10 protein-coding genes are annotated in these 13,350 nt (G+C 38.9%); 9 read left to right on the top strand and 1 reads right to left on the bottom strand.

Going from position 1 to position 13,350, the window contains the following annotated elements:
* The first annotated feature begins 30 nt into the window (after positions 1–30).
* From J9537_RS08040 to nifJ, 9 genes are all read left to right on the top strand, one after another.
* A complete protein-coding gene (locus J9537_RS08040; protein WP_218255588.1) occupies positions 31–636 on the top strand; it encodes a helix-hairpin-helix domain-containing protein in 606 nt (201 codons plus the stop codon).
* A gap of 160 nt (positions 637–796) precedes the next feature.
* Positions 797–1,981, top strand: a complete 1,185-nt coding sequence (locus tag J9537_RS08035) for an MFS transporter (RefSeq protein WP_218255587.1) — start codon at positions 797–799, stop codon at positions 1,979–1,981.
* Between the two features lie 368 nt (positions 1,982–2,349).
* Positions 2,350–2,841 (top strand): ComE operon protein 2, encoded by a 492-nt coding sequence (locus tag J9537_RS08030; protein WP_218255586.1) that lies wholly within the window; start codon positions 2,350–2,352, stop codon positions 2,839–2,841.
* 137 nt (positions 2,842–2,978) lie between these two features.
* Entirely contained in the window at positions 2,979–5,066 is a 2,088-nt protein-coding gene (locus J9537_RS08025; protein ID WP_245001247.1) for a DNA internalization-related competence protein ComEC/Rec2, read from the top strand.
* Between the two features lie 96 nt (positions 5,067–5,162).
* Entirely contained in the window at positions 5,163–6,191 is a 1,029-nt protein-coding gene (gene holA, locus J9537_RS08020; protein WP_218255583.1) for a DNA polymerase III subunit delta, read from the top strand.
* Positions 6,192–6,658: 467 nt separating this feature from the next.
* Positions 6,659–7,108: a flavodoxin gene (locus tag J9537_RS08015; RefSeq protein ID WP_010744904.1), complete on the top strand. Its 450-nt coding sequence runs from the start codon at positions 6,659–6,661 to the stop codon at positions 7,106–7,108.
* Positions 7,109–7,137: 29 nt separating this feature from the next.
* Positions 7,138–7,974 carry a sulfide/dihydroorotate dehydrogenase-like FAD/NAD-binding protein gene (locus J9537_RS08010; RefSeq protein ID WP_218255581.1) on the top strand — a complete coding sequence of 279 codons (837 nt, stop codon included), beginning with the start codon at positions 7,138–7,140 and terminating at the stop codon, positions 7,972–7,974.
* Positions 7,967–9,376, top strand: a complete 1,410-nt coding sequence (gene gltA, locus J9537_RS08005; protein WP_218255579.1) for an NADPH-dependent glutamate synthase — start codon at positions 7,967–7,969, stop codon at positions 9,374–9,376. Before J9537_RS08010 ends, gltA begins: the two co-directional genes overlap by 8 nt.
* An 11-nt stretch (positions 9,377–9,387) precedes the next feature.
* Entirely contained in the window at positions 9,388–12,921 is a 3,534-nt protein-coding gene (gene nifJ, locus J9537_RS08000; protein WP_218255578.1) for a pyruvate:ferredoxin (flavodoxin) oxidoreductase, read from the top strand.
* Between the two features lie 85 nt (positions 12,922–13,006).
* On the opposite strand, the gene rpsT is transcribed toward nifJ, so the two are convergent.
* Positions 13,007–13,261: a 30S ribosomal protein S20 gene (gene rpsT, locus J9537_RS07995; RefSeq protein ID WP_010744899.1), complete on the bottom strand. Its 255-nt coding sequence runs from the start codon at positions 13,259–13,261 to the stop codon at positions 13,007–13,009.
* Positions 13,262–13,350: the final 89 nt, after the last annotated feature.

Genomic DNA, 13,350 nt, shown 5'->3' with positions numbered 1-13,350 from the left:
TTTGCGTAACTTATTGGAAAGGAGGTAGTTATGAAAGAGTATTTAAAAAAGTATCCTTACTGGCTAGCAGTACCGGCTATTCTTGCAGTTATTCTTTTTTTCTTCTTTTCCAGAACATCTGAAGAAGAGCTAACAGATCCAGCCGTTTTTTCTTCAGAGAGCAGTAGGGTAGAGACAAGTGAATCTATCAATCAAGAGTGGTATGTCGATGTCAAAGGAGCGGTCAAAAAAACAGGAATGTATCGTATTTCAAAAGGTATGCGTTTAATGGATGCTATTGATCTTGCAGGTGGGTTTACAGCTGAGGCGGATCAGAATCAGATCAATTTTTCAAAGCTTTTGTCGGACCAAGAAATCATTTATGTACCTAAAGTTGGAGAGGAAATTCCTAGATTAAAAGAAGCAACAGTAGAGTCAGATGGATCAATTGGAGGGGAATCTCAAGAAAAGATCAACATCAACACAGCAGATGCGACAGAATTGCAGAAATTATCAGGAATTGGTGAGAAAAAGGCGGCGGATATAATCAAATATCGAGAGGAAAATGGCAGCTTCAACGCGATCGATGACCTGACAAAAGTATCCGGCATTGGTGAGAAAACGCTTGAAAATTTAAAGGACTCAATTACAATATAATAAAGAATATAACGTTTTCAAAAAGTGCTCGAAAAATTCCATAGTCAGGAGATGAGAAACCATGAAAATGATTCGATACCCTTGTTAAAACGAATCTCAAAAAAATGTTCGAGGCCCTCCCTGAAATAGTTTTGCTCAAAAACAAAAGGGAGGAGAAAAAATGATACCATTTAATGTTAAGTTATTGTATTGTTACAAATTTATGAGTCATTGTCTGCCAATTTATGCATTTTACACGCTCTTGTTTATTGAAAGAGGGATGAGTATATCTGAGATTGCTATCCTCGTTTCTCTCTGGAGTGGGTTCAGTATTTTATTTGAAATACCCTCTGGTATATTGGCCGATCGATGGAGCCGTAGAAATATGTTGGTTATTGCTTCATTTGTTGAAGGTTTATGTTTTTTTATCTGGTCTTTTTCTCAATCATTCAGTTTGTTTGCTGTTGGTTTTTTCTTTTGGGCCATTGGAAACGCTTTTGTTTCTGGCACAGAGGAAAGTCTAATCTATGATAATCTGAAGAGTAAAAATCGTGAAGACCAATTTAGCAAAATCTATGGCAGGAGCCGTTTTTTCGCAAACGTTGGAAATTTGACTGGCATTGTTATTAGCGGTGTTTTAGTGACTTTTATTAGCTTCGCGGAAATTTCTCTTTTGTCTGCATGTATCTGTCTCATCAACGCGTTGCTTGCCTCAAAACTTGAGGAGAAAAATTATTATGCAAGTCAATTAAATGACTCGACGATTGCTATTCATAGAACATTTAAGGATGCGGCCCAGCTCTTTAGGAACAGCACTCTTTCTCTGCTGACTGTCTTTTTTCTTATTCTGTTTTCTAGTCTTGTAAGTTATCTTGATGAGTTCGATGCGTTGATTGTACGCGACTTAAAGGCAGATTACTACTGGGTGAGTGTTTTGTTAACTGTGCGATTCATTTTTATTGCTTTAGGGGATTTGTTAGCCCCCAAAGTTGATAAAAAGTGCAGATCAATTCGATGGATATTTATTTTATATGGCTTTGCAGGCGGTTTCTTAGCGGTCTTCACTTTTCTTTGGCACACTTATGCTGTTGTGACTTTCGGTGCCTCAATGATGATCATGTCTATTTCCGAAGTGTTATTAATCAAGTCGCTACAAGAAACAATCACTGATGAAGGCAGAGCTACGGTAATGTCATTTTACGGATTGGGACAAAATGTAGTAATGATCCTCTTTAGCCTAATCTACGGCCTATTGGCAAAAATAATATCTATACAAACAATTTATTGTCTTATTTCAGGTTACGCATTGTTCGGAGCATTAGTTTTTTTCTTCATTTTTAGTAGAAAAAGAATAATCAACGATTAAAATAAGTGTATGTTTTTTAGACTAAATAGTTTAAAGTGATAACTTATCCTTGTGAGGTATGAGTTATCACTTTTTGTTGCCAATAAATGCGAAGGAATGTTTTTACATTAGTATGATAATCATTGCTAATACTTGTGAATAAGAAGCAAACAGGTTCGTTTGCGTACTTTGATATAAATGAATACCATAGGCGGCATTGGCTAAGAATCGGTAAAAGATAAAAAGTGTAATATTTAGTAACACTGGGAAAATGGCAGTTTTCCTAAGAGTGAGAGGGTGATGAAAGTAGTCAACATCGACGAAAAGATGCTTGAAAATTTAAAGGACTCGATTACAATATAAGAAAGATCGAAAGAGAGGGTAAAAATTTGACGACTGAAAGAATACCTTGGGACCAATATTTTATGGCGCAAGCTGTTTTATTATCATTGAGGAGTACATGTACCCGTTTAGAAGTGGGTGCTACAATCGTTCGTGATAAACGCATCATCGCAGGAGGTTATAATGGTTCTGTCAGTGGAGATGTACACTGTGTTGATGATGGTTGTTATGTCGTAGATGGTCATTGTCTTCGCACGATCCATGCGGAAATGAATGCATTGCTACAATGTGCCAAACTAGGTATTGCAACGGATCAAGCCGAGGTGTATGTAACTCATTTTCCTTGTCTACAATGTACAAAGGCGCTCCTGCAGGCCGGCATCAAGAAAATTCATTACTTGAAAGACTATCGTAATGATCCATATGCGATTGAGTTGATCGATCAAGTAGGAGCGAGTGCACATCAAGTACATCTAGAAAGTAAATATTTTACAAAACTTCAGCTAGGAGAAGATGCTGCCACATTACCAAACCCTTAGCTTCTTTTCGTAATTTTTTAATTGTACCGATTCTACTAGCGATTTTGCTTGCTAGTCTGATCTATCAGTTTAATGGTTGGTTATTTTTACTAGCAACTATTTTATTGATTCGACTTTGCTGCATGAAAAGCCACAAGATGCTTTTGTTGGCTTTTTTATGCAGCATTTTTATTGGTTTACGAACGTATTATTATGTAAACCAGTTTTCGGAATCTTCAGAATCTACATTAAATAAAACCGTCCATATTCAATCTGATTCGATCACTGTTGATGGCAGTTCCTTAAAAATGATCGGGAAAGTCGATGGTAAAAAGTACGTGCTTTATTACTCATTGAAGTCTCCAGTTGAAAAACAACGTTGGACTGCTAATCAGCCGCCAAATCTAGGACTAGTTAGCGGAGAATTGGAAACGTTTGATATAGCAAGAAATCTCAAAGGCTTTAATGCAAAAGCCCATTACCAAAGTCTTGGTTTCCAAGGAATTCTTCAAGTGAATTCATTAACGCAACTTGATCGAAGAGGATTTAACCTGAGTGATTTACGACAGCAGTTGATTTTTCGCATAGATCAAAGGTATTCTAACCGACTTGCCAGCTACCTTAAGGCTTTGGTAATTGGCTACAAGGATGCGGCATTCACAGAATATACATCAGGTTACAAAGCGTCTGGACTGTTACATTTATTTACTTTGTCAGGAATGCATATCCAATTTTATTTGGGAGGCGTTCATTTGCTGTTGAAGAGAGTGCGTTTAACAAGGAACTCGCGTTTCATTTTTTTAAGTTGTATCGGCGTACTATTCATTCTTTTGACAGGTGGCGGTTTTAGTACAATTCGAGCGGTTTTAAGCTTTATCATTGGTTTTGTCTGTCAGACTTTTGATATTTTACTTTCTAAACTAGATCAATGGAGCATAATGCTGTTCCTATTAGTTTTAAGCTTTCCATTAGTTCTTTGGTCTGTAGGTGCTCAGTTAAGTCTGTACTTTGCTTTAATACTATTATATTTAAACGATTTGCCTATTCACACGCGGAAGCAGACGCTCGTCTTCTCTGTTTTATCTTTGCCAATATTGATTTTTAGTTTTAGTGAATGGAGCATAATTGGCGGTGTACTAACTCTACTGCTATTTCCAATTTTTGAATGGATTATTTTACCTGGATGCTTACTACTTTTTCTAGGCTGTTTTGCTCCAATACCTAAAGTACTAAGTAATACGATAGAGTTTTTCTTTTTTCTTCTTGAGAAATTTTTGCAGGTCTTTACTTTCCCTAATTTCACGATTGGAAAACCATCATTTTTTCTATTTCTTCTTCTTCTAGTAGTAGTTCTTTTGATTATTGATCGGTTAAAATATCATCAGAGCATTTATCTTTTTTTGATCACAGCTTTTTTTCTTCTCGGCTCAATCTCTATATCAACCAACGGTATAGTAGCCTTTGTTGATGTGGGACAAGGGGATAGCATTTTTATCAAGCTTCCCTTTAAACGAGAAACTTTTTTGATAGATACTGGTGGAAAATTAACTTTTAAACAGGACAATTGGCAGAAAAGGCAATCAAAACATCTCTCTGACTATAATTTATTGCCATTTTTAAAATCGCAGGGGTGTCGCAAGATTGATCATTTGCTGGTGACTCATAATGATGCGGATCATATGGGTGAGTTAGTTCATGTACTCGATGAAATAAAAGTGAAAAATCTATATTTGGCTCGAGGGCCGCAAAAAGAATTACAGAGCATGATAAGAAAAATTAGAGGGACAAAGATTCATCTGATAAAGCAAGGAGATACTGTCGGAAACTACTTAAAGATTCAAATATTGTCACCGAAAAAAAGTGAAGGCGAGAATAATGATTCTCTTGTCACTTATTTTCAATTAAATAAGAAGCGCTTTTTATTAACAGGAGACTTAGAAATAACCGGTGAAAAGGACTTGCTGAAGAATTATCCGCAATTGAAAACAGACTTTCTCAAAGTTGGGCATCATGGCAGTAATACTTCGACGAGTGAAGAGCTGTTGGAAAAAATCTCTCCTAAATATGGTATTATTTCTGTAGGTAAAACGAACCGCTATGGTCATCCCACAGAGGAAACTTTAGAAAAGTTAAAGAAACATCACATTCGAATATTACGAACTGATCAACACGGGATGATCTACTATCAATGGTCAGCGGTGACGAAACGAGGAAGGGTTAAAGTCATGATAGATTTTCCGGAATAAACGTGGTAGCATGGAAAGTTGAAGCTTTTTCTCTTTGTGGGTAGAAGAATGATCAGCCTATTTTTATAGTTTTGAATACAAGTTAGGAGTAGTTACATGAACACACAGGAAGCTATTCAACAGATTAGAAATGAACCATTAAAACCGGTTTATTTGATTACTGGAACGGAAGATTATTTGATTCAGGAAATTCGGCAAGCTTTTATGGATCGAATGAAAAAAGATGATTTAGAAGAATTAAATTTTATGTCCTTTGATATGGAAGAAAATGGTTTAGGTGCGGTGATTGATGAGGCTGAAACCTTGCCTTTTTTTGGTGATTATCGATTGATTTTTGTTGAGAAACCTTACTTCTTAACAGGAGAGAAAAAAAGCAATGTGCCAGACCAAGACGTTGATGGATTAGTAGAATATCTGAAGCAGCCATTAGACACATCGATTGTTGTTTTTTGGGCGAACTATCCCAAACTGGATGCTCGGAAAAAAATTACAAAAGCACTGAAGAAAACCACTATTGTTGACGCAGCTCCTTTGCAAGAGCGAGATCTTCGCAGCTTCCTACAGCGCTATATTAGCAACGAACATGTGAAAATTTCAAAAGAAGCATTTGATCTATTTTTACGCTTAACAAACTTTGATCTTTCAAAGGCGATGAATGAAATTGAAAAATTACTTCTATTAGCTGGTGAGGGAGGCACTATCACTCTTCAACTAGTAGAGGATTTGGTACCAAAGACATTGGAACATAACATTTTTGAATTGACTGAACGAATTTTAAAGGGAGACACAGAAAAAGCTTATCAAACTTACGAGGAATTACATTTGCAAGGGGAAGAAACGATCAAGCTAACGGCAATATTAATTGGACAGATTCGATTGCTTTTGCAAACAAAAATTTTACAAAAAACCGGTTATCAGCAAGCTAATATTGCAGAAACGTTAGGTGTCCATCCTTATCGAGTGAAATTAGCAATGCAACAAGTCGCGAAATTTCCACTAGAATTACTTGTATCGATGTATGATGAGTTGGTTGAAAACGATTATGAAGTGAAGACAGGACAAGCAGATAAAGAAATTAACTTTCAATTGTTCATTTTAAAAACAACCGAAAAAATTAAAAAATAGAAAGAATTTGAACCGATTATTTTCCCATATTTATGGGTGATAAACGCGAAAAAGAGAGCTGATAAACAAAATGTTTTGTTTTATCAGCTCTTTTTTGTCATTCTTAGAAAGCGATACCTTTATGATAGTTTCAGAAAAAATACAACTTTTTTTCTTGTGAAGCATAAGGGAGATAAAAAAACACGAATAGGGAACTGTTTATCGAAAAAATTAGAATAAAAATCTCTCAGCAATGTTTAATAATTCACTATTTTAAGGTATGATAATACCAAGGTGTTAATTACCTAAAACAAAGAGATTGAAGAAACCTTGTGAGAATTACTCTCAATTAGAAAGCCATCAGTTGATGGATCTGATTTTGAAGTTAGAGGTACAAAAGTTCTTATTTCAAAGTGATAATAGTCAGCTCGTCTGACTTTATATATGCACCACAAATGTATAAACCCAAAAAAGAAAGGATGAACAAAATGACACTAGCAAAAATCGTTTATGCAACCAACACAGGAAACACAGAAGGAATTTCTGAAATTTTGGAGGATGCTTTTGAAGAAATTGGCGTCGACGTTGAACGCGTTGAAGCGGATGATGCAGAAGCAGATTTTTATGAAGATGCGGATATCTGTGTCCTAGCTACTTATACCGATGGAGATGGTGAACTGCCGTTTGACTTAGAAGATTTACATGAAGAATTACCTGACGAAGATCTATCAGGAAAAATTTATGGTGTAGTAGGAAGTGGAGATAGCGAACTGTATCCAGATTACTTCTGTCATGCAGCAGTTGCATTTGATGAGGCTTTTGCGAAAACTGGAGCGAAAAAAGCAGCGGAAACAGTGAAAATTGAAAATGAAGCTGATGATGAGGATGAAGAAGTATTGAAAGCATTTGTGAAAGCTTTGGTAGAAGCAGCGGAATAAGGGTCACCTGGGAAGAATGGAGTGAGATTTTGTTTAAAGTATTAGAACGCAAGGAACTGGCGCCAACTGAATATGAAATTTTAGTTGAGGCACCACGAATTGCCAAGAAAGCACAACCAGGGCAGTTTGTGATCTTGCGAATCGACGAACAAGGTGAGCGGATTCCGCTAACTGTCGTGGATACGGACAAAGAAGCGGGTTGGGTACGCTTAATCTTTCAAGTGATCGGCAAATCAACTGCCCAGCTCGCTACTGTTATGGCTGGAGAAGCCTTAATGGATATTGTTGGACCACTTGGTAAGGCAACGGATATCGAAAATTATGGGACCGTTCTCTTAGTTGGCGGTGGCGTTGGAATCGCGGCATTATTCCCAATCGTTAAAGGATTAAAAGAGGCGGGTAATCGTGTGATTACTGTTCTTGGAGCGAAAAATAAGGAGTTATTGATTCTGCAGGAGGAATGCGCACAGTATTCTGACGAACTGATTTTGATGACAGATGATGGCTCTGTGGGTCAAAAGGGTCTAGTAACTCAGGCAATGGAAGATGTCTTCAAACGGGAAGACATCTCAATGGCTTGGGCAATTGGACCAAGTATCATGATGAAGTTTTGTACACTCACAGCAAAAAAATATGATGTACCTATCTATGTCTCATTGAATCCGATCATGATTGATGGTACGGGGATGTGCGGAGGCTGTCGTGTAACAGTGGCAAACTCTATTAAATTTGCTTGCGTTGATGGACCAGAATTTTTAGGCGAAGAAGTCGATTGGGATGAATTCGTCAATCGGATGCAGCAATACCGTCCGGAAGAATTACTGGCGAATGAAAGCTATGAAAAGCAGGTGAATACAAATGGCTAAACGCAGTTATACAAAAACCCCGATGCGAGAACAAGCACCTGAGGTTCGAAATCAGAATTTCGACGAGGTTGCTTTAGGCTATACGTTAGAAGAGGGACAATTAGAGGCAAGTCGTTGCTTGCAATGTAAAAATGCGCCTTGTATTACAAATTGTCCCGTAATGATTGATATCCCTGGCTTTATTAAAGCGATCGAAGAAGGCGATATGCCATTAGCCTACGAGATTTTAAGTCGCTATACGAATTTACCAGCAATTTGTGGGCGTGTTTGTCCACAGGAAAAGCAATGTGAGATGGTATGTCGCTTAGGACGATCGAAAAAATTTGAACCAGTAGCAATCGGAAAACTGGAACGCTTAGTGGCGGACTGGGCTTTAGAGCAACCAGTAGAATATAAGGAAGTCACTGACGATAAGGGTAGAGTTGCAGTTATTGGGTCAGGACCTTCCGGGTTAACGGCGGCTGGAGATTTGGTGAAGCTGGGGTACGATGTGACTGTTTATGAAGCATTGCATGCACCAGGTGGCGTACTCACATATGGAATTCCAGAATTCCGTTTACCAAAAAGTACTGTGAAGAAAGAAATTGAACGAATCGTCGCTCAGGGTGTGAAAATCGAAACCAACGTGGTCGTTGGAAAAACAATTACAATGGATGAGATTCTTTCCGAATTTGATGCGTGCTATTTATCAGTGGGAGCAGGTGCTCCTAGATTCCAAGGAATCAAAGGAACATCATTAAATGGTGTCTACTCTTCAAGTGAGTACTTGACACGTGTAAATCTGATGCATGGTTATCAATTTCCAACCTATGATACACCTGTTCAGAAATCGAAAAATGTCGTTGTCATTGGCGGCGGAAATGTAGCGATGGATGCAGCACGTTCTGCTAAACGTTTAGGTGCTGACAAAGTTTCTATCGTGTATCGTCGGTCATTGGAAGAATTACCTGCTCGTGAGGAAGAATATCATCACTCAGTAGAAGAAGGAATAGAGTATCATTGGTTAAGCAATCCTGTTGAATACATGGATGATGGCGCTGGGCGATTAAAGGCGGTCAAGTGTGTTCGGATGGAATTGGGCGAACCGGATGAATCGGGACGTCGAAGACCAATCGTTATTCCAGGTAGTGAATTCATTATTGAAGCAGATACAGCAATCGAAGCAATCGGACAAGGAGCCAATAAAGTCTTATTGGACACTTTCCCTGAACTAGCACTAAATAAATGGGGATATATTGATGCGGATGAAGAAACTTGTGCGACGTCAATTCCAGGAGTTTTCGCCGGTGGTGACATCGTTACAGGTGCGGCAACCGTCATCTTAGCCATGGGTGCAGGGAAAATAGCAGCAAATGAAATTGATCAGTATATTCAAAAGACAAGACAGGAGCAATTGGTTTAAGCGAGGTGCAAATGATGAAAACTATGAAAACGATGGATGGAAACACTGCGGCAGCCCATATTTCTTATGCGTTTACGGAAGTTGCCGGAATCTATCCAATCACGCCTAGTTCAACAATGGCAGAAGTCGTTGACGAATGGGCAGAGCAAGGTCGCAAGAACATTTTTAATGAAACAGTAAAAGTGGTTGAAATGCAATCAGAAGCAGGAGCTGCCGGAACCGTTCACGGCTCTTTGAAAACAGGTGTCTTAACTACAACATATACCGCTTCACAAGGTTTGTTGCTGATGATTCCGAACATGTTTAAGATTGCTGGTGAATTGTTACCTACTGTGTTTCACGTAGCAGCACGTGCAGTTTCTACGAATGCATTAAGTATTTTTGGAGATCACAGTGATGTAATGGCAGCTCGGCAAACAGGTTTTTGTATGCTGGCTGAAGGTGGCGTTCAGGAAGTAATGGATTTGTCTGCAGTTGCCCATTTAGCGAGTATTGAGGGCAAACTGCCTTTCATGAACTTCTTTGACGGGTTTAGAACGAGTCACGAACTGCAAAAAATTGAAGTGATTGACTATGAAGATCTAAAGGCAATGATGAACTGGGAAGCGTTAGCTGATTTCAGACGTTTAGGGATGAATCCAAATCGCCCAAATGTATCTGGTACCGCACAAAATCCAGATATTCATTTCCAACAAAGAGAAACAGTGAATCGTTATTATGATGAAATGCCAGCAATTGTCCAAAAATACATGGGCAAGATCAATGCATTGCGCGGTACAAATTATGATTTGACGAATTATTACGGAGATCCCGAAGCGACAGAAGTAATCATTGCTATGGGATCAGCTTCACCAACGATTCAGCAAACAGTAGATTATTTGAATCAGAATGGTCGAAAGGTCGGCTTTTTGGATATTCATCTATATCGTCCATTTCCAGCAGAGAACTTATTGGAAAAATTGCCGACAACTGTAGAGAAAGTTGCAGTCTTGGATCGAACGAAGGAACCAGGTTCTGATGGAGAACCATTGCTCTTAGACGTCCAAAGTGTGCTATATCGTCATACAAACCGTCCAATCGTTATTGGCGGTCGCTACGGTATTGCTTCAAAAGACGTAACGCCAGATCAAATCGTAGCAGTTTTTGATCATTTATTATTACCAGTTGCTGATATGAAACAGCGCTTTACTGTGGGAATAAATGACGACGTAACAAATCTTTCTCTTCCAATGAGTAGTGTATTAGATCTGACACCAAAATCAACATTCCAAGCAAAATTCTGGGGACTTGGTTCAGATGGAACAGTTGGAGCAAATAAACAAGCAATCAAAATTATCGGGAATAATACCGATTATTATGCGCAGGCTTATTTCTCTTATGATTCTAAGAAATCAGGGGGCTTAACAAATTCTCATCTTCGTTTTGGGAAAGAACCAATTCTTTCTACCTATAATGTGGAAGCCGCTGATTTTGTCGGCTGTCATAATAGTGCTTATATTCATCAGTATGACCTAGTCAAAGGATTGAAAGATGGTGGAACCTTCTTACTGAACACAGTTTGGGATGAGGAAAAGGTCAAAAAATTATTACCAAGTCGAATCAAACGTTATTTAGCAGAGCATCATATTAATTTTTACATCATCAACGCAATGGAGATCGCTCAAAAAACGGGACTTGGCGGTCGGATCAATCAAGTAATGTCAACAGCTTTCTTTGAGTTAACAGATATTATGGATCACGAGACCTATCTGCCGCTGCTTAAAGCAGAAGTAGACGCAGCCTACGGGAAAAAATCAAGAACAATTGTTGAACGAAATTGGCAGGCGATTGATGCTACTGTAGCTGAACTGAAAAAAATCGAAATTCCAGCCGAGTGGGCAACGATTGAAGTGAAAACACTTGTTGATGACGAAGATCAAAATAAACCAGCCTATATTCGTAATATTTTAGAACCAATCAATCGTCAAGAAGGCAATCAGCTTTCAGTGGGTGATTTGATTGAAAATGGTATGTTGGGCGGTGTAATGCCTTCTGGTACTGCTGCTTATGAAAAACGTGGTATTGCTTTAGAGGTTCCAGAATGGATTCCTGAAGCTTGTACGATGTGTAATGAATGTGCCTTTGTTTGTCCTCACGCAGCGATTCGTCCGTTCCTTGCAGACGAGGAAGAGATGGAAGCGGCACCTGAAGGATTTATCACTCGGGATATGCGCGGAAAAGATGGCTTCAAATATCGTATTCAAGTGTCTTTAGAAGACTGTACCGGTTGCGGACTCTGTGTAGAGGCTTGTCCTGCAAAAGAAAAAGCATTGGTCATGAAGTCATACGAAGAACAAAGAGAACAAGCGGTAAATTGGGCATTTGCGATGACTCTTCGTCAAAAAGCAAATCCGGCCAAGAAATTTTCAGTAAAAGGTTCTCAATTTGAGCAGCCCCTACTTGAATTCTCAGGCGCTTGTGCTGGCTGTGGTGAGACTCCTTACGTGAAGTTGCTAACTCAGTTATTTGGTGATCGAATGATGATTGCTAACACCACTGGATGTTCTTCTATCTGGGGCGGTTCTGCACCAGCTACACCATATACGGTCAATCAAGAGGGCTGCGGTCCTGCATGGAGCAACTCGCTCTTTGAAGACAATGCTGAGTATGGTTTAGGTATGCATATGGCCAATGAAACGAAACGGAATCGCTTGGCGAACAAAATCTCCAAAGCGCTAGAAAACGGTATTGGGACAGAGGATACAAGAGCACAGCTACAAGATTGGTTGAATCACATGTTAGAAGGTGAAGGCAGCCAGCAACGTGCGGCTAAGTTGCGTGCTGTTCTAAGCGAAGAAGCAAATGATGAGTTACAATCCATCTTAGCTGATAAAGATATGTTTGCTAAACCTAGTCAATGGATCATTGGTGGAGACGGTTGGGCCTATGATATCGGCTTTAGCGGAATCGATCATGTTTTAGCATCTGGTGAGGATGTAAATATCCTTGTAATGGACAATGAAGTGTATGCTAATACTGGGGGACAGATGTCGAAGGCTACGCCATCAGCTGCTATTGCAAAATTTGCAGCGGGTGGTAAGAAGACGAAGAAGAAAGACCTTGGTATGATTGCTATGACTTATCGTGATGTGTATGTCGCACAGGTTGCAATTGAAGCAAATCCGACACAAACATTAAAAGCAATTCAAGAGGCTGAAGCTTATCCAGGACCATCATTGATTATCGGCTATACACCATGTATCAATCATGGAATACGTGGCGGAATGAGCCAGTCAATCGAAGAATCGGTTAAAGCTGTAGAATCCGGCTATTGGCCGCTTTATCGTTACGATCCAGTCCGCGCACAAAAGGGCAAAGACCCAATGCGCATCGACTTCAAGAAAACAGACTTCAGCAAGATGAATGCCTTCTTAGAAGGGCAAACACGCTTCTCTGCGTTGCATAACATCAAGAAGGATGATTCCGTAGTAGAAGAAATGTTGAATCAAACAGTTGAAGACATGGAAGAACGAGTGAAGAGCTACACTGAATTATCTAGCAAGTAAAAGAATAAGATCGATACTTATCAGTATCGATCTTATTTTTACAATCAAAAACAAATAAAAAAACCGATCAATTGATCGGTTTTTATTATTTAGCTAATTTTTTAGCAAGACGTGCTTTGTCACGGTTTGCTTTGTTTTTGTGGATCAAACCTTTTGATTCAGCCATATCAATTGCTTTAGCAGCTTCTTTATAAAGGTCATTCATATTTTCAGCGCCAGCAGCAGCAGCCTCTTCAAATTTCTTAACAGTAGTGCGCATTGCGCTCATTTGTGATGAGTTTTTAGCATTAGCAGCTTCACTAGTGCGAACACGTTTGATTGCAGATTCAATGTTTGGCATGGATTTCACCTCCGAATTCAGTCTTATACGGTTGTAACCGTACAATTCAACATTACTCATTATACATAAAGCCGCTTTTCAATGCAATA

Source organism: Enterococcus raffinosus, assembly GCF_019175485.1.
In the GTDB taxonomy this organism is placed as follows: Bacteria; Bacillota; Bacilli; order Lactobacillales; family Enterococcaceae; genus Enterococcus_A; species Enterococcus_A raffinosus.
Note: the sequence above shows the minus strand (reverse complement) of the source record. Positions and strands in the feature narration are given on the sequence as shown.

Excerpts from the sequence above, each read along its gene's own strand:
- nifJ (WP_218255578.1), top strand. The coding sequence starts at position 9,388 with ATGATGAAAACTATGAAAACGATGGATGGAAACACTGCGGCAGCCCAT.
- J9537_RS08025 (WP_245001247.1), top strand. The coding sequence starts at position 2,979 with ATGCTTTTGTTGGCTTTTTTATGCAGCATTTTTATTGGTTTACGAACG.
- J9537_RS08015 (WP_010744904.1), top strand. The coding sequence starts at position 6,659 with ATGACACTAGCAAAAATCGTTTATGCAACCAACACAGGAAACACAGAA.
- rpsT (WP_010744899.1), bottom strand. The coding sequence starts at position 13,261 with ATGCCAAACATTGAATCTGCAATCAAACGTGTTCGCACTAGTGAAGCT.
- J9537_RS08035 (WP_218255587.1), top strand. The coding sequence starts at position 797 with ATGATACCATTTAATGTTAAGTTATTGTATTGTTACAAATTTATGAGT.
- J9537_RS08040 (WP_218255588.1), top strand. The coding sequence starts at position 31 with ATGAAAGAGTATTTAAAAAAGTATCCTTACTGGCTAGCAGTACCGGCT.
- gltA (WP_218255579.1), top strand. The coding sequence starts at position 7,967 with ATGGCTAAACGCAGTTATACAAAAACCCCGATGCGAGAACAAGCACCT.
- holA (WP_218255583.1), top strand. The coding sequence starts at position 5,163 with ATGAACACACAGGAAGCTATTCAACAGATTAGAAATGAACCATTAAAA.